Origin of the sequence: Agrobacterium tumefaciens (genome assembly GCA_025560025.1) — a bacterium.
Classification (GTDB): Bacteria; Pseudomonadota; Alphaproteobacteria; order Rhizobiales; family Rhizobiaceae; genus Agrobacterium.
In genome coordinates, this window is the sequence record CP048487.1 from 71,922 (window position 1) to 96,130 (window position 24,209).

Consider the following 24,209-nt stretch of genomic DNA (forward strand, 5'->3'; position numbering starts at 1 on the left):
TAACTATCTATTATTTGTATAGTATGTGGATCGAGGCGAGTCGCTTCTCAATCCCGGCTGACATTGAAGAACGCGGAGGGTAGGGGACATGCGAGGCCTTTTCTTTCAAACGATCGTAGCAGCGTTAGGGTTCGCCTCACTCTATACTATTTCGGCGCAAAGCGCTCGTGCCGACGAATGGGGTTGCCAGGTTATTCTGTGCTTATCCAATCCGGGCGGCCCGACGCAATATGGCGAGTGCAGGCCACCGATCGAGAAGCTCTGGAGCTGGCTTTCGAGAGGGCGTTCGTTTCCGACCTGCACGGGTGTCGGCTTTCAAAGCTCCCGCCCACGTTATGAGCCATACTACTGCGATGCCGGCTACCGTCTGTCTGCTGGCTATGGCCCACGGGGAAATGAGGCGACGTGCATCTCGACGTCGCTACAGGTCGTAAGCAACAGCCTTTGCCAGCGGGATCGAGACGGCGGTGGTTCAAACGATGGCTCAGCGATATCGCCACGCTGGCAGAGGGAAAACGGTGGCTATCAGTGCATGGCCTATACCGTGGCCCGTCCCTTGGTGCGCGAGAAACCCCGTTACGTCGATGTGACGATCGACGGGGTTGGTAAGCAGAGGGTCTGGTTCTGAACATGCCCGTTGCGTTCCTGGATCTAGCGCAGAACTGCGCACCCATCGTTGCATCGGAGACCCTTGCGGGCATCGTCAGCCTTGAAAGCCGGTTCGCGCCGTTCAACATCCGGATCAACAGCGGTGAGCCCCTCAAGCGGCAGCCCGCCACGAAGGCCGAGGCCATCGAAGTCGCCACATCCCTGGCGGCAAAGCGCCATGACATCCAGCTGGGTCTTGGCGGGATCGGGCTGGAAGAACTGCAGAGACTGAACCTCTCGATATCCGACGCCTTCGATCCGTGCCTCAATCTAAAGGCCACAGCGACTTTGCTCGATGGTTACTACCGCCTCGCGGCCAAGGCGGGGGCGAACCCCGCCCGGGCCGAGCAGATCATGCTGCAATCCTATTACGGACGTGACGATCCATCCGTTGGGGCCATGGTCAGCTACGACGATCAGGTTCGCCACGAAATCAAGCGGCTCGGTCCGACGATGGCCAAGTTGACGATTAGCGACACGGGGGAGGGAAGGGGGACCGGCGTTCCGACTGAGGTTCCCCAGGCAGATTTCGTCGCCGAAGTGGTGGCGGAGAACTCCGCAGAAAAAGCAGCCCCGATCTCTGACACGCCGACATGGGATGTCTTCAAGTCCCGACGCCGTTCGTCCGTCCTGGTGTTCCAGGGCAATCAACTGGAGCAGAGTAAATGAAAATACCTTCTCGAGTCAGACCCGTTTTCGCTTCGTCCGTGATGGCTGCTGCCATCGTGGTTATGCTTGTCGAACCAGCTTTCGCGCAGGCCGCCGGCATCGAAACGGTGCTGCAGAACATAGTGACAATGCTGACCGGCAACATCGCCAAGCTTCTGGCTGTCATCGCGGTCATCGTCATCTGCATCGCCTGGATGTTTGGCTATATGGACCTGAGGCGCGCAGGCTTCTGGATCATCGGCATCGGCGGTATCTTCGGCGCCACCGAGCTCGTCAACACTATCGTCGGTGGCTGAAGATGTCGGGCAAGGGAGCGGTTCTCGAAGAAGACACGCTGTTCATCGCATGCACGCGGCCGGCGATGATCGCCGGCGTGACGATGGAGGCGATGGGCTTCAACATCATGCTCACGACGATCCTCTACATCGTCGCCGGGTCGATCGCCTACTTGGCTGTCGGCGTCGTGTTCCACCTCATCTTCCGCGCCCTGGTGAAGCACGATCACAACATGTTCCGTATCCTGCTCGCCTGGGTCGAGACGCGCGGCCGGTCGCGAAACAGCGGCTACTGGGGCGGATCAACACTCTCGCCTCTCAGACTGGCCCGCCGCTTTGACGAAAGGGATATTGGATATGCCTAGTATCGCTACCCTCAGATCCCGCGAGCTCTCTCCGGAAGCTTTCATTCCGTACGTTCGGCACATCGATGAGACGACGATCGCCCTCGACTCCCGAAGCCTGATGGTCATGATCGCCCTCGAAGGCGTGTCATTCGAAACCGCTGATGTCCTTGACCTCAACGCACTCCATCGCGACCTCAACACGCTTTACCGAAACATCGCCGATGAGCGGCTTGCCCTCTGGACGCACCTGATCCGCCGCAGGGACAGCGACTATCCCGATGGGACGTTTGCAACGCCATTCTCCGCCGCGCTGAATGAAAAATATCGCGAGCGCATGGTGCGCGAGGACCTGTTCCGCAACGATCTTTATCTGACCGTCCTCTGGTCACCGGCCCGCGATCCGGCCGACAAGGCGGCTAAACTGCTGTCGCGCCTCCGGCGGGCCAGGCACGGTGGTTTTGAGCTTGACGAAGAAGCCCTCAAACAGCTTCAGGACAAGGTCCTCGATATCGCCGCCGGCCTGAAGCGTTTCGAACCGCGCGTGCTCTCGCTGTACGACCAGGACGGCATGCTGTTCTCCGAGCCGAGCGAGGTCTTGCATCAGATCGTTGGCGGAAGGCGCGAGCGAGTGCCGCTGACGGAGGGCCGCATCGCCTCGGCGATCTACTCCGACCGTGTCATCATCGGGCGCGAGACGATCGAAATTCGGCATGAGGCGGCAACCCGGTTTGCCGGCATGCTGAGCTTCAAGGAATACCCTGCCCGCACAAGGGCCGGCATGCTGGATGGCGTCCTGACCAGTCCATTCGAACTGATGCTGTCCCAATCCTTCTCGTTTGTGTCGAAGGCGGACGCTCGCGTCATCATGGGGCGAAAGCAGAACCAGATGGTCAGCAGCGGCGACAAGGCGGCCTCGCAGATCGACGAACTTGACGATGCCATGGACGATCTGGAGTCCAACCGGTTCGCGATCGGCGAGCATCACCTGACACTCTCCGTCTTCGCGTCGACAGTGAAGGAACTGACGGACAACCTCGCAAAGGCTCGCGCCAGCCTGACCAATGGTGGCGCTGTCGTGGCAAGAGAGGATCTTGGTCTCGAGGCTGCCTGGTGGGCGCAACTGCCCGGCAATTTCCGCTACCGGGCGCGATCAGGCGCCATCACCTCGAAGAACTTCGCTGCGCTGTCGCCGTTTCACTCTTATCCGATCGGACAGAAGGACGGCAATGAATGGGGACCCGCCGTCGCTCTGCTTAAGACGGCCTCTGGATCACCCTATTACTTCAATCTCCACTACGGTGATCTCGGCAACACCTTCATGTGCGGGCCATCGGGGGCCGGCAAGACCGTGATCGTGAATTTCATGCTGTCACAGCTGGAGAAGCACGATCCGCATGTGGTGTTCTTCGACAAGGATCGCGGTGCGGACCTCTATGTCCGCGCCGCTGGAGGCACCTACCTTCCGCTGAAGAATGGTGTCCCCACCGGCTGCGCGCCCCTCAAGGCCCTCGACCTGACACCTGAAAACAAAGTCTTTCTGGCGCGTTGGGTCGGTAAGCTTGTGGGATCCGGGACGCGAGAACTGACGGTTACAGAACTTCGCGACATCTCCGGCGCGATCGATGGCCTTGCTGACCTGCCTGTGGACCGCCGGACGATCGGAGCACTGCGGACCTTTCTCAACAACACCGATCCCGAAGGGATCGCCGCCAGGCTTCGCCGGTGGGAGAGGGGAGGGCCGCTTGGCTGGGTCTTCGACAATGTCATCGAGGATATCGGCTTTGGCGATTTCGGAGGGTCAGGCAAGTTCATTGGCTACGACATGACCGATTTCCTCGACAACGAGGAAATCCGCACACCGCTGATGGCCTATCTCTTCCACCGCGTCGAGCAACTGATCGATGGCCGTCGGATCATCATCGTCATTGACGAATTCTGGAAGGCGCTTCAGGACGAAGGGTTCCGCGATTTGGCGCAGAATAAGCTGAAGACCATTCGCAAGCAGAACGGCTTGATGCTGTTTGCCACGCAGAGCCCGCGCGACGCGCTGATCTCGCCGATCGCGCACACTATCATCGAGCAATGCCCGACACAGATATTCCTCCCCAATTCACGCGGCAGCCATGCCGACTACGTCGAAGGTTTCAAGCTCACGGAGCGGGAATACGAATTGATTGCACGTGAGCTTTCTGTCGAAAGCCGAAGGTTCGTATTGAAGCAGGGACACAACAGCGTCGTCGCCGAACTCGACCTCAACGGTTTTGACGACGAACTCGCCATCCTTTCCGGACGGACCGCCAATGTTGAGCTCCTCGACGCGATCCGCGCGGAGGTCGGGAATGACGTCAAGGATTGGCTTCCCATTTTCCAACAGCGAAGGAGTGCAAGCTGATGGCTTCCCATCGACTAAAGGGCGCAATGATCGCAACAGTGCTTATCTTTTTCGCCGAAGGCGCAGCTGGGCAGGGGATTCCGGTCATTGATCAGACGGCTATCGCAAAGCAGATCGAAAGCATCGCGCAGCTGAAGTCGCAACTTGACGCCCTCAACCAGCAGATCGAACAGGCGCAGCAGCTTTATGGCTCGCTCAACAAGCTAACCGATATGGCGGATGTCGCCAGCGTTCTTAACGATCCCGCGATCCGCAAGGCGCTTCCGTCCGATTTCGCCGCCATCGAGGGGTTGCTTAAAGGCAATGGCACCGGCGTGTTCGGAGATTCTGCCTCGAAATTCCTGGACAGTAACTCGACCTACCGCACCAGTGCCGACGATTTCTACGCCAAGGAATTGTCGCGTATTCAGAGCCAGAATGCGGGTCAGATGAGCCTGGGTCAGCAGATCTACGATGCTGCGACCAAGCGCATCGACGGAATCGATCAACTCCGCGAGAAGATATCGTCGGCGAGCGACTCCAAGGACATCGCGGACTTGCAGGCGCGGCTCCAGGCCGAACAGGCATTCCTTCAGACCGACGTGCTGCGGATGGAAGGGTTGCGGATGGTGCAGCAAGCACAGAGCCAGATCGATGAACAACGGAAATCAGAGGATTGGCGCCAACGCATGGACGCCATGAAGGCGGCACTGCAGTGAGGCGGGTTCCGATTTTCCTCTCGCTGGCGCTGCTGGCAGGCTGCTCGCAGGGGGCCGAGCGAACGTACACGGTCGAAGAGTTTGTCGCCGATCCCGAGCTGCTGACCCGTACGATTTCTGATTGCCGGGACAATCCGGGTGAATTGCGCGACACGCCGAATTGCAGGAATGCGGAAGCGGCAGACGGCAGGCTCCGCCTCCAGAACATGCGCGAAGCGCTGCGAGGTTGATCCGATGTACCAAGTGTTCGAATTCATCGATGGACAGTTCAAGCGACCGTTGGAGACGTTCGTCTCGGATGGAACCTCGAACATCGCCGAATGGGTGACGGGGCCGCTGACGGCCGCCGTCACACTTTACGTCGTGCTCTACGGTTATCTGGTTCTACGTGGGTCTGTGCAGGAGCCCATCCTCGACTTTGCCTATCGCGCGATAAAGCTCGCAATCATCGTCATGCTGGTCAAGAACGCCGGCGAATACCAGACCTACGTAACCAACATCTTCTTCGAGGTGTTGCCCAAAGAGATCGCGCAGGCCCTCAATTCAGGGGCGGCGCCGAGCGCTAGCACGTTCGACAGCCTGCTGGACAAGGGTCAGGCGTCTGCGACCGATATCTGGTCGCGCGCCTCCTGGCCGGTCGACATCGTCACCGGGGTCGGTGGCATGATGGTCATCGGCGTCAGCTTTCTCGTTGCAGGGATCGGTTATGTGGTCTCTCTCTATGCACGGTTGGCGTTGGCAATCGTGCTGGCGATCGGGCCGATCTTCATTGCGCTCGCCATGTTCCAATCGACGCGCCGGTTTACCGAGTCCTGGATCGGGCAGCTTGCGAACTTCGCGATCCTGCAGGTCCTCGTCGTCGCCGTCGGTTCGCTGCTGATTTCCTGCATCGACTCGACCTTCACCGCGATCGATAGCTACACCGACGTTCTCATGAGACCGATCGCGCTCTGCGCCATAGGCATCGCCGCCCTTTATGTTTTCTACCAGCTTCCCAGCATCGCGTCAGCCTTGGCCTCTGGCGGTGCGTCGCTGGCTTATGGCTATGGCGCCGCTCGAGATGCGCACGAAGGCATGCTGGCCCGGGGAACATCATATACCGGCCGGATGATTGGTCGCGGGGCTCGCGTTGCTGGCCGCGCGTTTGGGTCAAGAGATGCCGGCGCATGACATCCGCACAAAACAATAAGAAAAGGCCTGCCTGAATGATGAAGCCTGCCCTGTTGCTCGTTCTTGCTGCCACGCTCGGCGGCTGCGCGTCACTGACCTACCCTTTACCGAAATGCGATGGCTATTCGCGCCGCCCCCTGAACCGTTCGATGTGGGAATGGGAGGGCGACAGCAAGCTGAAACACCAGCAATCCGACGCAAGGCCCTCCACGTCCATGACGCCGTTTGCCGAAGAGACCAGAGAGCCTGCAGCCTTCGCGCACCTTGACATCGACGGCTCCTATCGCCGCTGTGAGGGATGAGACATGGTGACGACAGACAATCCTAAGAGCTATTTCGACAAGGCCCGTCGTTTCGATCAGGACCGACTGATGCAGATCGAACGTTCGAACCGGATCGCCTGGTCGATCGCCATCGCGTCCGGCATTGTGGCGAGCGTATCCGTCTTTGCCATTGCGGGTCTCACGCCGCTCAAAACGGTCGAGCCCTTCGTTGTTCGCGTCGACAATTCTACGGGCATTGTCGATGTCGTGTCGGCATTGACGGCGACGGCCGGCACCTATGACGAGGCGGTGACAAAATACTTCGCTGCCAAATATGTGCGCGCCCGCGAGGGTTATGTCTGGAGCGAGGCACAAGAAAACTTCCGCACGATCGCCCTTCTATCGACCCAACAGGAACAGACGCGCTTCGCAGCCATGTATCGGGGCAGCAACCCGGAATCGCCTCAAAACGTCTACGGCCGAACTGCCACGGCGAGGATCGATATCGCGTCGATCTCCCTCATCAATCAGAATGTTGTCTCCGTGCGCTACATGCGCACCACGACCCGCGGGGAGGAAGTTCGCACCACCCATTGGGTTGCGACCTTGACCTTCTCGTATGTCAACGCCCCGATGTCATCGACGGACCGGCTCGTCAACCCGCTCGGTTTTGTTGTCAGCGAATATCGGGCAGATCCGGAGGAGGTAAGATGATGCGCACCTTGCCAATCGTCGCATTCGTCCTATTCGCTTCCGTGACGTCGGTGCTGGCGCTGGAGATTCCACGCAGCGCCTCGCAGGATAGTCGTGTCCGCTTCGTAAACTACCAGCCCTTCAACATCACGAGGGTCGTCGGCACCTTGCGATCATCCGTACAGGTCGAATTCGCGTCTGACGAGGAGATCGTCCATGTGGCCCTCGGTAACAGCGTCGCCTGGGAAGTTGCGCCGGCCGGCAACATCCTGTTCTTGAAACCGCGCGAGAACCAGCCGGTGACGAATATTTCCGTGGTGACGACGCGCCGGGATGGCTCGACGCGAAGCTACCAGATGGAATTGACAGTGCGAGACGGTTCTGTGGAAGCCGGACAAAATACCTATTTCTACGTTAAGTTCAGATACCCCGAAGATGAAGCTGCGTTTCGCCGGCAGCAGGCTGCATCAAGGGCCCTCGCGGCCCAGGCGAAGGAAGCCGACAATGTACTGGCCCTCCACGAGGCGTATGGCCCCCGAAATTGGCGATATTCGGCGCAAGGGTCTCAGGCACTGGAGCCGCAAAGCGTCTACGACAATGGAAAGATCACGACGTTTGCCTTCATCGGCAACCAGGAAATGCCTGCGATCTATATGGAAAATTCGGACGGGTCGGAAAGCCTAGTTCCGAAGTCGGTCGATGGCAATCTCGTCATGGTGCATGCGATCAGCCGCAAGTTCATCCTACGGCGGGGCAAGGACGTGCTTTGCGTGTTCAACGAGGCCTACGACCGAGTCGGCATCAATCCCGATACCAACACGACGTCGCCCTCGGTAGAGCGCGTCGTGAAAAGCGACAGCGCGCAATAGGGGGTAACCATGGCTCAAGAAGACGAAACGCGCATTCCCGGAGAGCGTGCGGAAACAGTCACCGGCCGGCGGATCGACAACAACCCACTCTTGAAGCGTGGCGCAGTGGCCGTTGCAATCGTGGCCTTTGTCGGCTTCGCCCTTTGGTCGACGACGGGCAAGAAGGCGAAGGAGGAGAATGCTCAGCCTGAGCGAGTGGTCATTCGCCAGACGAATCCGTTTGAGGCCGCCAAGGAAAAGGCCGAACCGATTCAAGCTGTCCCGGAAGTGAAGTTGCCGACACCCGTCGTCGAACCGGTCGTGGAGGAACAGGATAAACTTCTCGATTCCGCCCGACGCGCCCCTGTGATGGCCTTCAGCAGCGGGCAGAAAAACACCAAAGACCGACGGGAGGCCGATAATTCGAATTCCCCTGACAGCAATTTCGTGCCGTTCGACAACAATATGATGGGACAGAACCAGCAGAACAGCGACCAGCAGCGTTTTGACGGTCTCCTGCGGCCAACCCGGCTTGAGGGGTCGCGCGCGGGCACGCTCGGCAATCGGGACTTCATCGTGGCGATGGGGACTTCGATCCCTTGCGTTCTCGAAACGGCGCTGGCATCCGACCAGCCGGGTTTTACCAGTTGCGTGATCAACCGCGATGTTCTTTCCGACAACGGCCGGGTCGTGCTGATGGAAAAGGGCACGCAGGTCGTTGGGGAATATCGGGGCGGGCTCCAACGCGGACAAAAGCGTCTCTTCGTTCTCTGGAACCGGGCAAAAACACCGAAAGGCGTCATCGTCACGCTTGCGTCTCCGGCGACCGATGCCCTTGGACGCGCCGGCGTCGATGGCTATGTCGATACCCACTGGTGGGAGCGCTTCGGCAGCGCCCTCCTGCTTTCGATTGTTGGTGACGCGACCAGCTATGCCAGCAGTCAGTTGCGGGATAGCGATGTGGACGCACAGAACACCACGAGCGCCGGCCAACAGGCGGCGGCGATCGCTGTCGAACAATCGATCAACATCCCGCCAACGCTGAACAAGCATCAGGGCGAACAGGTTTCGATTTTTGTTGCTCGCGACCTCGACTTTTCCGGAATCTATCGTCTGCGGGTAACCGAACCGCGTAACCGCATTTTCGACCGCGCCGTGCTGGGCGATTTTTCGCCGCGGTCGACGCTTGTCACGAAGTAGGGTAGGCAATGTCGGAGGGACAGGACTCGGCTGTTGTAACGGAACTCTTGAAGCCGTTTTCGCCATATCTCCAAGACCCGTCCCTTTATGAAGTGATTGTGAATCGGCCCGGGCAGGTGCTGACAGAAGGTTCAGGCGGTTGGCGGACCTATGATAAACCGGAACTGACCTTCGAAAAGCTCATGCGCCTCGCTCGGGCCGTGGCCAGTTTTTCTCATCAGTCGATCGATGAGACACGTCCAGTCTTGTCGGCAACGCTGCCCGGCGACGAGCGCATCCAGATCGTTATCCCTCCGGCCACGCTGAAAGACACGGTCAGCATTACGATCCGAAAGCCTTCGTCGGTCGATTTCAGCCTTGACGACCTGGAGGCAAACGGATTCTTCGGAACAACGCGCGCAGTGTCTCATCGTCCATCCTCCCGGGATGAGGAGTTAACCGAACTCTACCGTGCTGGTCGTTTTAAGGATTTCCTGCGCCAGGCAGTCATCGCCCGCAAGAACATCATCATCTCGGGTGCAACAGGTTCAGCCAAAACCACCCTTTCGAAAGCGCTCATCAAACATATCCCCGAAGCCGAGAGGATCATCTCAATCGAAGACACGCCTGAGCTGGTGATCCCGCAGCCAAATCATGTGCGACTTTTCTACTCAAAGGGCGGGCAAGGTCTTTCCCGTGTGGGGCCGCGTGAACTCCTGGAGTCATGTCTTCGTATGCGGCCAGACCGCATCTTGCTACAGGAGCTCCGCGACGGAACTGCGTTCTATTATATCCGCAATGTCAATTCCGGCCATCCCGGTTCGATAACGACTGTTCATGCCAATTCAGCGGAACTTGCCTTCGAACAGTTGGCGCTCCTGATCAAGGAGTCAGACGGCGGAGCCGGCATTGATCGCGCTGACATTCTCACGATGCTAAAAGCGGGCATTGATGTTGTGGCGCAGTGCAAGCGAGAGAATGGTACATTCCGGTTAGCGGAAGTGTTGTTCACAGGGGCATCGAAAGATTGAGCTCCGGCCCAATTATTCTAACGCGCGCGCTGGTGTCGAACTCTTCAAAAGAAGAGTCATACCCGACTACTCGACCCACGCGCCACCATGGGGCCAAACGTCTCGACGATCTCACACCGCGCGACCACGCCTCCGGGCCCATCATTTAGCAATGCGAGGACAGCGGCCCGATCCAACGGCACCGTCTCCATCTTCTCAAGAACCGTCGTCGCCCATTCCATTTCGGGGTCGGCCTCAACGTCCTCGCGCAAAGCAATCACCGCACTGCGGGCTTCCTCAAGACTGTCAAAAAAGATTTCCGCAATCCCCGTTGGCTTCCATCGTTCCTCCGGAGGGATGCCGGCCACGGAATAGGTGTAGAATGTAAAAGAAGGAGTTTTCACCGATTTCTCCTCGAGCATTGAGGCGGTACGTCCCCGCCATTCGTGCTCATTGACCCCTGGTGATCGGGGAGTTGGAAAACCGAGCGTACTCGATCCCTGGGGCCTTTAGCTCAAAGAGCCTGTTGCATACGCCACAGGCTCCCCGACCATAAGGTCAAGGAGTCGAAGCCATTCTGGTTGGCCTCCGACCAGTACGCTTGGGGTTTCCACGCCCCGAAGCGGCACGTACCGCTTCAATCTGATGCTTATGACATCCGACTGTATTTGTCCTGAGTTTTCTGCCGCACCATGGTGTCGAAAAAGGGATTTGCCCCTTGAGTGGGACGGGTCGCGGCGGAGGGAGAAGGGTTGGCCGCTGGCGACACGGTAAATACGGGCCGGGAGCGGTGAGGGCGGCGGGCGTGGTTGGAGGAAGAGGGGGGAAAGAGGGTTTGTGGCGGATTGAGGTTGTCGGAGAGAGGCTCCGGCCGACCCGCCACGGAGAAACGACATGGCACAGGCCAGCCAGAAAATCACGCTCAACGCCGGGCGCGACATTCCCTTCAACAAGCTCGTTCTGAGCCAGCAGAACGTTCGTAAAACCAAGGCGGGCATCTCGATCGAGGAGCTCGCCGAGGATATCGCCCGTCGCGGACTGCTGACCAGCCTCAATGTCCGCGCTGAAGTCGATGGCGACGGCAACGAGACGGGCATCTACCGGATCCCGGCGGGCGGTCGCCGTTACCGCGCTCTTGAGTTGCTGGTGAACCAGAAAAAGCTGTCAAAGATGGCGGCCATCCCCTGCATCGTCAGCAAGGGCGACACACTCGAGGTCGAGGATTCACTTGCCGAAAACGTCAGCCGCATCGATCTGCATCCGCTGGACGAGTTCCGGGCCATCATGACCCTTCGCGAGCAGGGCCTGGACGAGGAAGAGATTGCCGCCCGCTTCCATATGTCGGTCGCCACGGTGAAGCAGCGTTTGCGCCTGGCCTCAGTCTCGCCGCGTCTCCTCGAGGTCTACGCCAACGACGAGATGAAGCTCGGCCAGGTGATGGCGTTCTCCATCACCAATGATCACGTTCGCCAGGAACAGGTTTGGGACACGATCTCTCGGTCGCATAACCAGGACGCCTATTATATCCGGCGGATGCTGACCGAAACCGCGGTCCGAGCCTCCGATCGTCGCGCCGTTTATGTCGGTATCGACGTCTATGAAGCGGCTGGCGGTGTCGTTATGCGTGACCTGTTCGAGCAGGACAACGGCGGATGGCTGCAGGATCCGGCGCTGCTCGAGCAGCTCGTGCTCGAAAAGCTGTCCGCTGAGGCCGAAACGCTGAAGGCTGATGAAGGCTGGAAGTGGGTCGAAGCCGCGTTCGACTTTCCCTACGGCCACACCTCGGGTCTTCGCCGCTTCTACGGCGAGCGGGTCGAGTATAGCGAGGAAGAGCTTGCGCGGCATGACGCGCTGAAGGCGGAATACGACAAGCTCGATGCTGAGTATGCCGAGGCGGAGAGCTATTCCGAGGAGACCGAGGCGCGGCTTGAGGAACTCGGCAACGCACTGGATACACTGAACGACCGGCCCTACGTCTTCGACAGCCAAGACGTCGCCCGCGGCGGTGCCTTTATCTCGCTTGCGGCCAATGGCGAGCCCAGGATCGAACGTGGTTTCGTCCGGCCCGAAGACGAACCTGTGGCAGAGAACCAAACCGGAGATGCCGATTATGGCGCGAGCGATCGTCAGGGCGAGACTGAAACTGGTACTATTCCCGCGAACGGCGGCATCTCGGTCAACGGCAAGCCTGTCGGCATCGGGGAACCGGAGGAAGACGACGGAAAGGTTCGTCCGCTTTCCGATCGCGTCATCGAGGATCTAACGGCGGCCCGCACCGTTGCGCTACGCAACGCGCTGGCGAACGATCCCGTGATGGCTTTCATCGCCGCCCTGCATGTCACGGTCCTCAAAATCTTCTACCGATACGGAGCGGACTCGTGCCTGGAGATCACGCTTCAGCACACCGCGTTCAGCCAGACGCAGGGGCTCGGCGATACGATCTGGGCAAAGGAGATCGAACAACGGCAGGAATCCTGGGGTTATGACCTTCCCGGCAACGCCGACGAGGTCTGGAACTACCTGATTGCGCTCAACCAGGATAGCCGCATGGCGCTGTTTGCCCATTGCGTCTCCTTGTCGGTGAACACCACCGTGCAAGCGTGGAACCGGCGGACAAAGGAAACGGCTCACGCGACGCAGCTTGCCCATTCGCTCGGCTTTGGCATGGTCGCCGCCGGTTGGACGCCGACGGTCGACAACTATCTCGGCCGTGTCACCAAGGCGCATATCCTGCAGGCGGTCCGCGAAGCGAAGGGCGAGCAGTCGGCGCAACTGATCGATCATCTCAAAAAACCCGACATGGCGCGCGAGGCTGCCCGGCTGCTCGAAGGCAGCGGATGGCTCCCTGAAGTGCTGCGGCTCCCGGTCGATCAAGTCTCAGGCGAGGCAGAGGCCGGTGTGACGCTCGTCGACGCGGGTGTCGAGGGCGATACCACTCAGGCCGCCGATTACGATCTTCCGGCCTTCCTGACGGTTGATGAAGAAGCCGAGGGAACGGCTACCAATTCGATCGACGGTGAGCATCTCGAAGCCGCCGAATAACGGCCCCCGACTTTCACTCACGAAAGCCCGGCCCCTGTGCCGGGCTTCTCTGTTTCAGGAGCACCGTCATGCCTGCCTATACGATCGAAACGACCTACACCCTGCCGATATTCCGGCATGGAACCTATATCGCCGACACGCCCGAGGCTGCCTGCAAGGCGGCCCTTGGCGACGGCAACTGGGAGTCTTCGAAGAAAGACTACGACTCTTCGGGCGAGGTTCATGTCACCGGCATCTGGGAGGGTGATAACACCGTCTATGCCGGATCGCAGATCACCATACCGTCTCAGTTTGATGAATCCGTTCAGCGCCGGGCTCGCCACTTTGAAATCCTGCTCGGACTGCTGAAGATGCTGTTCCACGACGTCCAGGCGGCGCGATCTCCGTCAGGCGACTGGCTGGCGAAATCGTCTTGGGCGATAGCGCGGGGCGAGGCTATCCTCGCCTATGCGCCCGATCCCACCGAGCCGGCCGACGCGCCAATGCCAAGTCATATCCTCGCACGTTTAGAGGAGGAGCGCGTGCGCAGCGCGATAGCTGCAATCCTCGAGGTCGACCGAGACTTCGATGGGCTTTCGCCGGTTTCCGTGAGCGATGCGGAGATCCGATCAGCTTGTGTGTCCATCATAACCGCAATGGACCTCTCCGATGCCATAAGCAATGCCGAGTTTCACGCGGCAATGGCAGCAATCCGAGCGGCCTACCGTCGCCTCCATCCAGATTAAGTCCTGTCGGACCCCTCTGACTTTCGAATCCTGTCTGCTTTCCGTTCAACCCGGCCCGGCCTCCTTCCTGCTCGTACCAGAAGAGGGGGCGGTTAGGGCCAGCTCAAAAAGGAAGAGTGGGGCCGAGGGGAGGGGCGAGCCGGGTGGTGGAGAGAGGGTGCCCGGTCACAATCCTGTTTCGTCTCTGGAGAAAGATCGATGTCGTTATCTGAAGTCACGCCTCAAACTGCTTCCATTGTCCCCGACGAGCGCCGCCTGGAATTCCTGCCTACCCTGTTTGGGCGCTCGCTCCTGATGATCGGCGAGAATGCGGTCTACAGCCTCATGGAGCAGCTCAGCCCCCTCGATTATGGCGGCGGGTTCTGGAATTTCTACGAGCAAGAGGGCAAGCCGCTGTTCCTTGCTCCGATATCCAAAACGCGTTTTCGGATCTCCGGGGAAATCACCGGGTTCCTAGGAGAAGTCTCGGCTGAGGCTGCCGGGATTATCGCCACGCTCTTTGCGTTCTCGCATCTCTCCTTCCAGTATCAATCCGTGCATCTCTCGGAAGGCTACGACCGCCTCTGCGCCTATGCAGCGGACCACACCGAGGCCGCAGAGATCTTTCAGGCGATCGATTGATCACCAGCCTCTCGTCCCTCCCAGGAGGCACACCTTTCTGTTCCGACGTACTGCGTTGGAAGCCAAGGCTTGCGGTGGCAATTCATCGTCCATCCCACCAGCCCGGTTGTCGCAAGAGCGCTCAACCGGGCTTTTGCGTTTCAGGAGACTTCATCATGAAAACCATGATTTCCAATTCGCGACCGGCATCGGCCGGATTTAGGGTCGATATATCCCGCGGTGAACGCATCGGCCGTGTTTCATCGGAATGGTTTTCGCGTCCCGACGACGAGCGCTATCTGTCGCTTTCCGATCTGCATCGCGCGGTCACCGCCCGAACGGAGCGCGCTCGTGTCCGCACAGTCGAGACCGCAGAAATCCGCGTCGAAGCAACCCGCGACAATGCCGAACGCTTGTCCCTGATCGTTCCCGGCGGGCGGGAGCCGGTGGCGCCGACACACTGGAGCTACGGTCAGCTCTGCAGCCTGGTTGGCGCGCCTGCAAGCTATATGCGTCAGCTGCCCGCACCGCTGGCGGCGATCAATCTGCAGCACGGGCTCCTCAGTCACAACGCCGAAATGGTGAAGACGCTCGAGATGGACGACGGTCGCGTGGAGTTGCGTGCGGTCACCGGTCCTGAATACGGGCGCATCTGGGACAGGGATTTGATCGCGGCCATCATGAACATTGCTGGCAATGGGACAGGCGATACGATCTGGAAGGTTCCCGGTCTGCTCGACTGGTCTACGATGACCCACAATCCTTTCGTCGACATCACGAAGGATACGACGACGTTGTACGCCAGCGATCGCGACGTCTTCGTCTTTCTTTGCGATGATACGCATCCGATCGAAGCTGGGCGACTGCCGAACGGCGACCCTGATTTGTATTTCCGTGGCTTCTATGCCTGGAACAGCGAGGTCGGCTCGAAAACGCTTGGGATCGCCAGCTTCTACCTGCGAGCAGTGTGCGCCAATAGGAATCTCTGGGGTGCCGAAAATTTCGAGGAGATTACCATCCGTCACTCGAAGTTCGCTGCCCAGCGCTTCGCCCACGAAGCCGCCCCGGCGCTGACGAACTTCGCCACCTCCTCGCCCGCACCGTTCATCGCCGGCATACGCGCCGCCCGTGAACGCATCGTCGCCCGAAACGAGGAGGATCGCTCCGAGTTCCTGCGCAAGCGTGGCTTCTCAAAGGCCGAAACCGGCAAGATCATCGACACCGTTCTTTCCGAGGAAGGGAGACCGCCGGAGTCGATTTTCGACTTTGTGCAGGGCATCACCGCCCTTGCGCGGGGAAAGTCGCATCAGGACAGCCGGCTGGAACTTGAGGGCAAGGCGAAGAGACTGCTGGAAAGCGCTGCCTGACGACGTCCCTGCCAGCCATCCTCATCCATCGCTTTCATCGCCCGGCCACCACGCCGGGTTCTTCCCGTTCCCGGAAAGGAAACATCATGACCACACTTGAAACCAGGATCTACAGCCATCCGCCCCTTCCGCTGGCAGACATCAGCCCGCTCGAAATGCTGATCCTCACCAATGTGCTCGAGTGCAGCGAAACCGAAGAGGGTCTTGTCCTGTTCACGGATGTCGGACCGACCAATCCGATCCGTGTGAGGCGCGGCGAGCTGGTCGCCGCGTTTGGCGCCTCAGCGCGAAACGCCGGGGATCCGGTCAACGTCTTCATCGCCGACCGTATCCTCGCCCTTCAGCCGGCAGGGGGCAACACGGTCGAAGACGATGTGATGATCGACATCGATCTAAGCCACTTCCCGTGGCAGTTTGTGGTGCAGGGCATCGTCGCGCGATCACCGGATCTGCACGAGGTCGCCGTGATCCAGTGGACGAACCACCCCTCGCACCGTCCGGACAGTTTTGGCGCCGGCGTTTCGCTGATCACCGCGAAGGCCGTCCATCACGCCACAAGCGAAGATATTCTCGGCCGGTTCAGACTTCAGGACAAGGCCATCCCAGTTGCCACATCGGCGGTTCCTTCTTGTCGGGACAACAATGCTCCGGCCGGTAGCGCTGCAAGCGATGTATTCAAGGTAAAGGAGATCGAGACGGCTCTTTGCCTCTGGGAGGCGATGCTTTATTTCCGCGGTCTGCATCAGGATGAACGGCCGGTCCCGGACACCATCGCCCGCATGTCGGAGCTCTGGAGTGCCGTCGGATGGCAGGAGATGCGGTCCCATGTCCGCGAGATCGTACCCCTCGCACTTGCCGTCTATGACGACGTCTGCGAAGAGTTTGAGGAAGAGGGGTTCACCTTCGATTTCGATTTCGCGCCGGCATTGGTCGAGACCCTCTGCTGGGCCGAGGACGCGGCGTCCCGCGAAGGCGAACCGGGAGAGCTCCGTGAAGAGGTGATGGCAGCCGTCAGGCGCCATCGACAGGATGTCGTCGCGCGATATAGGCCGAGCTCCGCTGCCTCCTGCCACGTCGACCGTTGAGGAAAGGCGTTGGCGGCCGAGCCGCAGCGTCCGCGGATCACGGAAGCCGCGGGATTTCGCCCTCCGCAACCCGCCAGACCCAGGGCGTGATCTCCGGCCTCGTCTCGATCATCTCCGCAAGCGCCTGTTCATAATCCTCTCCGGCGCTCGGCGGAACGATGAACATGGCGACGGGAGCCGGTTTCTGCTCCGGCAGTGTCACCGACACAATGGGCGCATCGCGTGGCAGGTTGAACCGCAAGCCTTTGACACTCTTTCGCTTGAGGTGACCGAGCTTCTCCAGAAGCCGCAGCTCGTGGGTATCCTCGAAGGGCAGCCAGTGCTCGTTGACCACCATCAGCGATACCTCTTCGACCGCCGCAATGCCGGCGGCCGAGACGCCGAAGGTGGCGATGACGATCAGATGGAATGCCTCGTTCGAGCGCCACAGTTCAAGCTCGACCTCATGACGCGCGGCGAGCCGCCGCCATGCGCCGTCCTCGATCATCAGCGGAAAAGGCATGTGCCGTATGCCGATCCTCTGCCCCTCACGCGCGGGAGTAAACTCCTTCACTTCCGCTACGATCATCATCAGCTTGCGTGGACCCAAGCCGGTCGCCTGCACGCCCTTGAGCACCGCTGCACGCCGGGCGGCGATCTCATCCTTGTCTTCGGCATGAAACACTTCCGGCACGAAGAGCATGTCGGCCAACGTCGTGCCTCTGGCTGTCATCTGGGCGGCCGCGTTCAGAAGGCTTGTTCGCACCCGGCCCCAGCCGCGTCTGCCGGCCCAGGTCGAACGCCATTCCGTCAGTTCGCCCGCCTCCCAGAGATAATGCAGCATTGCCCGCAACGACAATTTCTTTGGTTCGCTGCGAATGCCGTGTTCGGAAGCTTCGCTTACCGCACCGGGTGCCGCGCGAGGCCCGCGCTTCGTCAGCGAGAAATCCAGTTTCAGGTCGGCCTTGCCGTTCGCATCGATCTGGATCGCGTTGCCAATCAGCGGCCCCAGGCCGGATAGCTCGTAAGGAGGCTCATAGGAGGGGCATGCGGAATCATGATCGCGTCCCGATAGCGGCATTCGCTTGATGACATACAGCTCATCGACTTTCGCGATGTACATCGGCACGGACGGTTCCTTGCACATGCACATCGGGCGGAGCCGATGCTCGTAGGCCTGCGGAAGGAATATTCGCAATTCAGGCGACGACTCTTCCATCACCCGACCATCGATTGTGAATGTTCGCACCTATGCTCTCCCGTTCGGTCCTCGAAGCTACGCGACTACGACATATTTTACTATCTAAAAATAGACAGTAAAGCGCTGCGACCTCAGCGACTTCGGCCTGGAACAGAGCATTGGCCGCCGCGCGACACGTCCGAGCGCCACGGAGCACAGCGCGATATCTCCCACACCTTCCAGTGGTGAGATCGACGGTCACCGGCATTTCGAAACCCTTCGCCCTGCGCATGCCGGGCTTATTCCGCCAGGAGGATAAAATGACAATACCCAACCATGCCAGGACCAATTTCGACACCCTGTTGCGCGCAGCCGCAGACGGTAACCTCGTCCTGATGGAATGCCTGGACTGCCGGACGAGCGAACCTCGTTATGTCCTGTGCGCTGTCGGTCACGACGGGACAGACCGGGTGTTCACACCGTTTGGGCATCTTGCCGACGGCGACCCCTACGACGCTTATTTGCCGCCCGATCCTGATAATCCTCAAGGCTTTCTGACGCCGGGTCAGGATCTATCCGACAGCCGCTCGCCGGCGGTTGACGACAGGGGAGAGAGCAATGCGGATCAGGCGTAAGCCCCGGCCCGGCGAACAGCCGCACTACCTCGCTCACTCCCTCTACGCGGCAGAGCTCGGGGCGCCCGACCCCGGCCATTATCGTTCGACGCCTACCGGTGCGCCGGATGTCGCTGCACTCGTCCATCCCGGCACGGTGATCCGCACGTCGTACGGTACGGGCGGAACGGTGATCGGGGTTGAAGGCCCCTATGTCCATCTTGCATCCGACGGCAGAGAGCATCCGCATTTCACGATCGTCTACGTGCCGTCCGAACGGTTCGGTCGGCACAGCAAGCTCGATCACAACTGGATCAACGAATGCGTTGCTGTTGACGGCCGGATCCTGAAGCTTCTCGAAGTCAACCTCGATGAGGTCTTTATCGAAGGCGCGGTCTCCGGCCGGCGCTGACGCTCCGGGGAGACCCCCACCAATCTTTCTTCCAACCAGGCCCGGTGCTTCGAAGAGTGCCGGGCTTTCGGCATTTTCAGGAGAGCATCATGACCAGGCCTGTACTCGACTGCCCCAGCCCGGCTTCTGCACCGGCCGCACCGGTGTTTCTCAATCACCGGTCCCAGGCCGTTCGGCCCGTCTGCTTCGCCATCGTTTATTGGGACGGGCCCGGGCGATACCCTCTACGTCTTCGAGGACCGCGACGCCTTCGAGCGTCAACGCGCCACGGCCGAGAGACATTTCGTCCATGTCCATGAGCTGTCTGCCGAGGAAGCGGCCGGTTGGATCGCGGCCGGCGGCAACGCCGTCCTGCACGCCGTGTCGGTCGCCGGTGTTGCGGCATTCGAAAATCTGAAGCTTGCGCCCGGCTGAAGGCGGGGCGCCTGTCGCATCGAGCGCCTGGAGGGAGAGAGGGGCCGGAAAAGGGCGGTCTGCCGGGGCTTGGAGAGCGTCCGGGCGGGCCAGTCCTTTCCCGCTCTCGACAGGGTTACCCATGAACATCGTTCCCTCCCGCGCCACAAGCTCGACCGGCGCCTCACTCGCAACCGCCCATCACACCAGCCGAGCATGCAAACTCGTTCAGGCTGGCGACGCGCTTCTGCCATCTCTCGAGGGCGGCCGGTCCATCGGCGCAGTCGATCTTCGCACTGTTCTGACGGACATCTTCGGCGGTTCGGATGCAGAAGGCTTCTGGTCATGGAAAGACGCCTACGAGGCGACCGAAGTGGCGCAGGTCCTGTTTCTGCGCAAGTTCGGCGCGGCGATCACCGCCCGCGCAAATGCACCGCAGGCAACGCTGGCAATGCTGGCCAGGGTGGCGGGTTTGAGCCCGACCCATACGCGGCGCTCCGAGGAAAGCCAGCGACTCCAGCAATTTTCGACGCCGGTACCATTGGCTTATATCGCCGCCCGTGCCGCCGGCATCGTGGCGGATGATACCGTGCTCGAACCCTCCGCCGGGACCGGGCTGATGGCGATCTTCGCCGAACTCGCGCATGCGCGCCTGTCTCTCAACGAATATGCGCCCCTCCGCCACGGTCTTCTGCAACTGCTCTTTCCCGGGTCGGCCGTGGCGCAGCATGATGCCGCCCACATCGATGACTATCTCGATCGCTCCATCCGGCCCACCGTCGTCTTGATGAACCCGCCGTTTTCCGCCGGCGTTCATGTCGAAGGCCGAATCGCAGACGCCGCGTGGCGTCACCTCGCCTCCGCCTTCGCACGACTTACCCCCGGCGGACGACTGGTTGCGATCACCGGCTCAAGCCTCTCTCCCGACAATCTGACATGGCGCGACGCCTTCGTCCGCCTGCAGGAGCGTGGCACGGTTTCGTTCAGCGCCGCAATCGATGGCTCCGTATATGCCCGGCACGGCACGACGATGGAGACCCGCCTGACCGTGATCGACAAGATCGCTGCCGCCGATCCGATGAGCCTCGTCGCCTCCCACGGCATCGCCCCAGATCTTGAGACCCTGCTGACGTGGACTTCCAGCCTGCAGCCTCGCTCGCCGTTGTCCGCGTCAAACTCGATCGGCGCTCCGTTGAACGGAACGGCCAGCGCCAGCGCGGCGAAGATGGCCGCCCGAAACACATCTACCCTGCGGCCCGCTAGCGCATCGGCAACAATCGGGCGTCCTCTCTCCGCTACTCGCGCGCCGCGCCCTGTTTCCGCACTGTCCCCACGCGTCGATGATGCCGTGGTCGAACTTTCCTACGAACTCTGCGATGCGGCAGTGATGACTCGCTGCGACGGCACTGAGGGCATCTACGAGCCTTATCGGCTGCAGGCGATCCGCATTCCGGACGCAAAACCGCATCCGGACAAGCTCGTCGAATCTGTCGCCATGGCATCGGTCGCGCCGCCCAAGCCGAGCTATCGCCCGCACCTGCCGAAGCGCGTCATCACCAGCGGCGACCTTTCAGACGCCCAGCTTGAAAGCGTGATCTATGCCGGGGAGGCCCATTCGGGTTACCTCGCCGGTCACTGGTCCGTCGACACCAGTTTCGACAACCTCAAAGCCGTCAAACCGGAGGATGAGGGCTCTGTCCGATTTCGCCGGGGCTGGTTTTTGGGTGATGGCACAGGTGCAGGCAAAGGTCGGCAGGCTGCCGGTATCATCCTTGATAACTGGCTCAAGGGTCGTCGCCGCCATCTGTGGATTTCCAAATCCGAGACACTGATCGAGGACGCCCAGCGCGACTGGGCAGCACTCGGCCAGGAGAAGCTGCTGGTCACGCCGTTGTCACGCTTCCGCCAGGGCAAACCGATCAAGCTCGATGAAGGCATCCTGTTCGCGACGTTCGCGACGTTGCGCACGGATGAACGCGAGGGGAAGCGATCGCGTGTCCAGCAAATCGTCGATTGGCTCGGTCAAGAGGCGGTCAGCGGCGAAGCCGCGACAGGAAACGCAAAAGGTTTCGATGGCGTCATCGTCTTTGACGAGGGGCATTCGATGGCCAATGCCGCCGGCGGAAAGTCCGAGCGCGGCGACAAGGCAGCCTCACAACAGGGCCGTGCCGGTCTGCGCCTGCAGCGTGCTCTCCCGGATGCCCGTGTCGTCTATGTCTCGGCGACCGGCGCGTCCGAGGTCGAATCGCTGGGGTATGCTGAACGGCTTGGCCTTTGGGGCGGCACGAATTTCCCCTTCTCGACGCGATCGGAGTTCATTGCCGCGATCGAGGACGGTGGCGTTGCGACCATGGAAGTGCTTGCCCGTGATCTCAAGGCAATGGGCCTCTACGCCTCGCGCTCCCTGTCCTTCGAGGGTGTGGAATATGACATCCTTGAACACGAGCTGACCGAGGAACAGGTTCGCATCTACGATTCCTACGCCGAAGCGTTCCAGGTCATTCACAACAATCTGAACGCGGCGCTTGAAGCCTCCGGTATCAGCAGCAGCAAGGGAACGCTCAACAAAAACGCCAAAGCCGCCGCCCGCTCCGCCTTCGAAAGCTCGAAGCAGCGCTTCTTCAGTCACCTGTTGACGTCCATGAAGACGCCGGCGTTGATCGACGCGACGACCAGGGACCTGGCGGAGCGGCATGCAGCGATCGTCCAGATCATTTCGACTGGCCAATCCCTGACCGAACGCCGGCTCGCGGAAATACCGACGGAGGAGTGGGGCGACATCCAGGTCGATGTCACGCCGCGCGAGATCGTTGCGGAATATCTGAACCATTCCTTCCCAACCCAGCTCTTCGAGGAATATTCCGACACCGAGGGCAATCTCCTGTCGCGGCCAGTCTATGACCTCGACGGCAACCCTGTTCTGTGCCGCGAAGCCGTCGCCCGCCGCGACGCGTTGCTCGAACGGCTCGGCAGCCTGCCGGCCATCCCGACCGCCCTCGACCAGATCGTTCAGCACTTCGGCACAGATCGCGTTGCTGAGATCACCGGTCGCACGCGCCGCATCGTCCGCCGCGATGACGGCGGCACGATCGACCGCTTCGCCGTCGAAAGCCGGCCGGGCAGCGCCAATCTCGATGAGACCCGCGCCTTCATGGACGACGAGAAGCCGATCCTGATTTTCTCGGAAGCCGGCGGCACGGGACGGTCTTATCATGCCGACCTCGGTGCAAAAAACCAGCGCCTGCGCCTGCACAATCTTCTCGAAGCAGGCTGGCGGGCGGACGTGGCGATCCAGGGTCTCGGCCGAAGCCATCGCACCAATCAGGCGCAGCCTCCACGTTTCCGCATGATCGCCACCAACGTCAAGGCCGAGCGTCGCTTCCTGTCGACCATCGCCCGACGTCTCGATACGCTCGGCGCCATCACCCGCGGCCAGCGCCAGACGGGCGGGCAGGGCATGTTTCGTTCGGAGGATAATCTTGAATCCCAATATGCCCGCGATGCGCTGCGGCAGTTTTACAAGCTGATCCACAGCGGCGGGGTCGCCGGTTGTTCGCTCGAAAAATTCGAGACGATCACCGGGCTTTCGCTCAGCGCGGAAGAGGGGGGTCTGAAGGACGAGCTGCCGCCGATCCATACCTTCCTCAACCGCATGCTGGCGCTGACGATCGAAATGCAGAACCTGTTGTTTGATGCTTTCGAGCAATTGCTGGCCGCCCGCATCGAGGGCGCAATCGCGGCCGGCGTCTATGACAAGGGCCTCGAGACGCTGGTCGCGGATCGCATGACGGTGAAGGAAAGGCGACTGGTTTACACTCATCCGGTGACCGGTGCTCAGTCGCATCTATTGACCATCGAACGCATGGATCGCAATCAGCCGATGCAGATTGCCGACGCCCTGAGGCTTGTTCAGCGCGACCCACGGGCAAAGCTGATGATCAACGGCAAGTCCGGCCGCGCTGCCGTGCAAATCCCGACGCGTTCGATCATGCTCGACGATGGCTCGGTCCAGCCGCGCGTGGCGCTCATCCGGCCGATGGACGAAATCCGTTTCGAGCTGCGCCAGCTCGAGGAAACCAACTGGGAAGAAGTGGACGAGCAGGGCTTTTCCGCTGCCTGGAGCTCAGAAGTCGCCGATCTCCCCGAGTTTTCGGTTTCGACCATGCATGTGGTCTCCGGCCTCCTGCTGCCGATCTGGAAATTGCTGCCGCAGGATTATTGCCGCGTCTATCGGCTCGAGACCGACGAGGGCGAGCGGATCGTCGGCCGCCTGATCTCTTCGGAAGGGCTTTCCCGGCTTTGCCGGAATTTCGGGCTCGATCGGACAGAAGTCGTCAGCGCCGCGCAGGTGTGGGAATCGCTGCTCGGCGGTTCCGCGGTCGTCGCGCTCGCGGGCAATATGACGCTGCGGCGCGTTCGGGTGATGAACGATTATCGCATCGAGCTTGCCGGCTTCACCGACGGGATGCGCGACAGGCTGAGATCGATCGGCCTTTTTTCCGAGATGATTGCCTGGAAGGTTCGCTTCTTCATTCCCGTCTCGAATGACGGACAGGCCGTGCTGTCGCGCCTCATCGAACTGCATCGTATCATCGATGTCGCCGGGCGGGGCTGACTGCC

Annotated in this window: 23 protein-coding genes and 1 pseudogene; 21 read left to right on the forward strand and 3 right to left on the reverse strand. The window is 60.5% G+C overall.

The annotated features are described in order from the left end of the window. Nucleotides 1-88 precede the first annotated feature (88 nt). The 13 genes from FY152_23990 to virB11 are packed head-to-tail and all read left to right on the forward strand — an operon-like array spanning nucleotide 89 to nucleotide 10,213. A complete protein-coding gene (locus FY152_23990) occupies nucleotides 89-628 on the forward strand; it encodes a hypothetical protein (GenBank protein ID UXS35235.1) in 540 nt (179 codons plus the stop codon). A 2-nt stretch (nucleotides 629-630) separates the two neighbouring features. Continuing rightward, nucleotides 631-1,317, forward strand: coding sequence for a lytic transglycosylase domain-containing protein (locus FY152_23995; GenBank protein UXS35236.1), 687 nt, complete (start codon nucleotides 631-633; stop codon nucleotides 1,315-1,317). Next, nucleotides 1,314-1,613 carry a Type IV secretory pathway AvhB2 protein gene (locus FY152_24000; protein UXS35237.1) on the forward strand — a complete coding sequence of 100 codons (300 nt, stop codon included), beginning with the start codon at nucleotides 1,314-1,316 and terminating at the stop codon, nucleotides 1,611-1,613. Before FY152_23995 ends, FY152_24000 begins: the two co-directional genes overlap by 4 nt. 2 nt (nucleotides 1,614-1,615) lie before the next feature. After that, nucleotides 1,616-1,957, forward strand: coding sequence for a type IV secretion system protein VirB3 (locus tag FY152_24005; GenBank protein ID UXS35238.1), 342 nt, complete (start codon nucleotides 1,616-1,618; stop codon nucleotides 1,955-1,957). Continuing rightward, complete coding sequence (locus FY152_24010; protein ID UXS35492.1) at nucleotides 1,950-4,331, forward strand: VirB4 family type IV secretion/conjugal transfer ATPase; 2,382 nt, start codon at nucleotides 1,950-1,952, stop codon at nucleotides 4,329-4,331. The genes FY152_24005 and FY152_24010 overlap by 8 nt, the downstream gene beginning before the upstream one ends. Continuing rightward, a complete protein-coding gene (gene virB5 / locus FY152_24015; protein ID UXS35239.1) occupies nucleotides 4,331-5,029 on the forward strand; it encodes a P-type DNA transfer protein VirB5 in 699 nt (232 codons plus the stop codon). Before FY152_24010 ends, virB5 begins: the two co-directional genes overlap by 1 nt. After that, entirely contained in the window at nucleotides 5,026-5,259 is a 234-nt protein-coding gene (locus tag FY152_24020; protein UXS35240.1) for an EexN family lipoprotein, read from the forward strand. The genes virB5 and FY152_24020 overlap by 4 nt, the downstream gene beginning before the upstream one ends. Nucleotides 5,260-5,263: 4 nt before the next feature. Beyond that, a complete protein-coding gene (locus FY152_24025) occupies nucleotides 5,264-6,199 on the forward strand; it encodes a conjugal transfer protein TrbL (protein ID UXS35241.1) in 936 nt (311 codons plus the stop codon). A 35-nt stretch (nucleotides 6,200-6,234) separates the two neighbouring features. Next, the gene (locus tag FY152_24030; GenBank protein UXS35242.1) at nucleotides 6,235-6,501 is read left to right on the forward strand and encodes a hypothetical protein; all 267 of its coding nucleotides are present in this window, start codon (nucleotides 6,235-6,237) and stop codon (nucleotides 6,499-6,501) included. A gap of 3 nt (nucleotides 6,502-6,504) precedes the next feature. Next, nucleotides 6,505-7,176, forward strand: a complete 672-nt coding sequence (locus FY152_24035; GenBank protein UXS35243.1) for a virB8 family protein — start codon at nucleotides 6,505-6,507, stop codon at nucleotides 7,174-7,176. After that, the gene (virB9, locus tag FY152_24040; GenBank protein ID UXS35493.1) at nucleotides 7,176-8,024 is read left to right on the forward strand and encodes a P-type conjugative transfer protein VirB9; all 849 of its coding nucleotides are present in this window, start codon (nucleotides 7,176-7,178) and stop codon (nucleotides 8,022-8,024) included. The genes FY152_24035 and virB9 overlap by 1 nt, the downstream gene beginning before the upstream one ends. 9 nt (nucleotides 8,025-8,033) lie before the next feature. Beyond that, nucleotides 8,034-9,203 (forward strand): TrbI/VirB10 family protein, encoded by a 1,170-nt coding sequence (locus FY152_24045; protein ID UXS35244.1) that lies wholly within the window; start codon nucleotides 8,034-8,036, stop codon nucleotides 9,201-9,203. Nucleotides 9,204-9,211: 8 nt separating this feature from the next. After that, nucleotides 9,212-10,213, forward strand: a complete 1,002-nt coding sequence (virB11, locus tag FY152_24050) for a P-type DNA transfer ATPase VirB11 (GenBank protein UXS35245.1) — start codon at nucleotides 9,212-9,214, stop codon at nucleotides 10,211-10,213. Nucleotides 10,214-10,269: 56 nt separating this feature from the next. Here virB11 and FY152_24055 read toward each other — a convergent pair whose 3' ends face one another. Beyond that, on the reverse strand, nucleotides 10,270-10,614 hold the full coding sequence (locus FY152_24055) for a hypothetical protein (GenBank protein ID UXS35246.1): 345 nt from the start codon (nucleotides 10,612-10,614) through the stop codon (nucleotides 10,270-10,272). A gap of 472 nt (nucleotides 10,615-11,086) precedes the next feature. On the opposite strand from FY152_24055, the gene FY152_24060 reads away from it, so the two are divergent. The 5 genes from FY152_24060 (at nucleotide 11,087) to FY152_24080 (ending at nucleotide 17,011) form a co-directional block, all read left to right on the forward strand. Next, complete coding sequence (locus FY152_24060; protein UXS35247.1) at nucleotides 11,087-13,234, forward strand: ParB/RepB/Spo0J family partition protein; 2,148 nt, start codon at nucleotides 11,087-11,089, stop codon at nucleotides 13,232-13,234. A 68-nt stretch (nucleotides 13,235-13,302) separates the two neighbouring features. After that, nucleotides 13,303-13,959 (forward strand): hypothetical protein, encoded by a 657-nt coding sequence (locus tag FY152_24065; protein ID UXS35248.1) that lies wholly within the window; start codon nucleotides 13,303-13,305, stop codon nucleotides 13,957-13,959. 198 nt (nucleotides 13,960-14,157) lie between these two features. Next, nucleotides 14,158-14,580 (forward strand): antirestriction protein, encoded by a 423-nt coding sequence (locus tag FY152_24070; GenBank protein ID UXS35249.1) that lies wholly within the window; start codon nucleotides 14,158-14,160, stop codon nucleotides 14,578-14,580. Between the two features lie 155 nt (nucleotides 14,581-14,735). Further along, nucleotides 14,736-15,926, forward strand: coding sequence for a DUF932 domain-containing protein (locus tag FY152_24075; GenBank protein ID UXS35250.1), 1,191 nt, complete (start codon nucleotides 14,736-14,738; stop codon nucleotides 15,924-15,926). An 86-nt stretch (nucleotides 15,927-16,012) separates the two neighbouring features. Further along, nucleotides 16,013-17,011 carry a hypothetical protein gene (locus tag FY152_24080; GenBank protein ID UXS35251.1) on the forward strand — a complete coding sequence of 333 codons (999 nt, stop codon included), beginning with the start codon at nucleotides 16,013-16,015 and terminating at the stop codon, nucleotides 17,009-17,011. 37 nt (nucleotides 17,012-17,048) lie between these two features. Here FY152_24080 and FY152_24085 read toward each other — a convergent pair whose 3' ends face one another. Next, nucleotides 17,049-18,239, reverse strand: a complete 1,191-nt coding sequence (locus FY152_24085; GenBank protein UXS35252.1) for a DUF1173 domain-containing protein — start codon at nucleotides 18,237-18,239, stop codon at nucleotides 17,049-17,051. 251 nt (nucleotides 18,240-18,490) lie between these two features. Here FY152_24085 and FY152_24090 point away from each other — a divergent pair. Together FY152_24090 and FY152_24095 are read left to right on the forward strand one after the other, a co-directional pair. Next, nucleotides 18,491-18,727: pseudogene (locus FY152_24090) on the forward strand (hypothetical protein). Between the two features lie 61 nt (nucleotides 18,728-18,788). Continuing rightward, nucleotides 18,789-19,196: a hypothetical protein gene (locus FY152_24095; GenBank protein ID UXS35253.1), complete on the forward strand. Its 408-nt coding sequence runs from the start codon at nucleotides 18,789-18,791 to the stop codon at nucleotides 19,194-19,196. A gap of 150 nt (nucleotides 19,197-19,346) precedes the next feature. On the opposite strand, the gene FY152_24100 is transcribed toward FY152_24095, so the two are convergent. Further along, nucleotides 19,347-19,739, reverse strand: a complete 393-nt coding sequence (locus FY152_24100; GenBank protein ID UXS35254.1) for a hypothetical protein — start codon at nucleotides 19,737-19,739, stop codon at nucleotides 19,347-19,349. Here FY152_24100 and FY152_24105 point away from each other — a divergent pair. Beyond that, complete coding sequence (locus tag FY152_24105; GenBank protein UXS35255.1) at nucleotides 19,732-24,204, forward strand: methylase; 4,473 nt, start codon at nucleotides 19,732-19,734, stop codon at nucleotides 24,202-24,204. The two genes, FY152_24100 and FY152_24105, sit on opposite strands and share 8 nt — an antisense overlap. Nucleotides 24,205-24,209 lie beyond the last annotated feature (5 nt).

Excerpts from the sequence above, each read along its gene's own strand:
- FY152_23990 (UXS35235.1), top strand. The coding sequence starts at position 89 with ATGCGAGGCCTTTTCTTTCAAACGATCGTAGCAGCGTTAGGGTTCGCC.
- FY152_23995 (UXS35236.1), top strand. The coding sequence starts at position 631 with ATGCCCGTTGCGTTCCTGGATCTAGCGCAGAACTGCGCACCCATCGTT.
- FY152_24000 (UXS35237.1), top strand. The coding sequence starts at position 1,314 with ATGAAAATACCTTCTCGAGTCAGACCCGTTTTCGCTTCGTCCGTGATG.
- FY152_24005 (UXS35238.1), top strand. The coding sequence starts at position 1,616 with ATGTCGGGCAAGGGAGCGGTTCTCGAAGAAGACACGCTGTTCATCGCA.
- FY152_24010 (UXS35492.1), top strand. The coding sequence starts at position 1,950 with ATGCCTAGTATCGCTACCCTCAGATCCCGCGAGCTCTCTCCGGAAGCT.
- virB5 (UXS35239.1), top strand. The coding sequence starts at position 4,331 with ATGGCTTCCCATCGACTAAAGGGCGCAATGATCGCAACAGTGCTTATC.
- FY152_24025 (UXS35241.1), top strand. The coding sequence starts at position 5,264 with ATGTACCAAGTGTTCGAATTCATCGATGGACAGTTCAAGCGACCGTTG.
- FY152_24030 (UXS35242.1), top strand. The coding sequence starts at position 6,235 with ATGATGAAGCCTGCCCTGTTGCTCGTTCTTGCTGCCACGCTCGGCGGC.
- FY152_24035 (UXS35243.1), top strand. The coding sequence starts at position 6,505 with ATGGTGACGACAGACAATCCTAAGAGCTATTTCGACAAGGCCCGTCGT.
- virB9 (UXS35493.1), top strand. The coding sequence starts at position 7,176 with ATGCGCACCTTGCCAATCGTCGCATTCGTCCTATTCGCTTCCGTGACG.
- FY152_24045 (UXS35244.1), top strand. The coding sequence starts at position 8,034 with ATGGCTCAAGAAGACGAAACGCGCATTCCCGGAGAGCGTGCGGAAACA.
- virB11 (UXS35245.1), top strand. The coding sequence starts at position 9,212 with ATGTCGGAGGGACAGGACTCGGCTGTTGTAACGGAACTCTTGAAGCCG.
- FY152_24055 (UXS35246.1), bottom strand. The coding sequence starts at position 10,614 with ATGCTCGAGGAGAAATCGGTGAAAACTCCTTCTTTTACATTCTACACC.
- FY152_24060 (UXS35247.1), top strand. The coding sequence starts at position 11,087 with ATGGCACAGGCCAGCCAGAAAATCACGCTCAACGCCGGGCGCGACATT.
- FY152_24065 (UXS35248.1), top strand. The coding sequence starts at position 13,303 with ATGCCTGCCTATACGATCGAAACGACCTACACCCTGCCGATATTCCGG.
- FY152_24070 (UXS35249.1), top strand. The coding sequence starts at position 14,158 with ATGTCGTTATCTGAAGTCACGCCTCAAACTGCTTCCATTGTCCCCGAC.
- FY152_24075 (UXS35250.1), top strand. The coding sequence starts at position 14,736 with ATGAAAACCATGATTTCCAATTCGCGACCGGCATCGGCCGGATTTAGG.
- FY152_24080 (UXS35251.1), top strand. The coding sequence starts at position 16,013 with ATGACCACACTTGAAACCAGGATCTACAGCCATCCGCCCCTTCCGCTG.
- FY152_24095 (UXS35253.1), top strand. The coding sequence starts at position 18,789 with ATGCGGATCAGGCGTAAGCCCCGGCCCGGCGAACAGCCGCACTACCTC.
- FY152_24105 (UXS35255.1), top strand. The coding sequence starts at position 19,732 with ATGAACATCGTTCCCTCCCGCGCCACAAGCTCGACCGGCGCCTCACTC.
- FY152_24100 (UXS35254.1), bottom strand. The coding sequence starts at position 19,739 with ATGTTCATGGGTAACCCTGTCGAGAGCGGGAAAGGACTGGCCCGCCCG.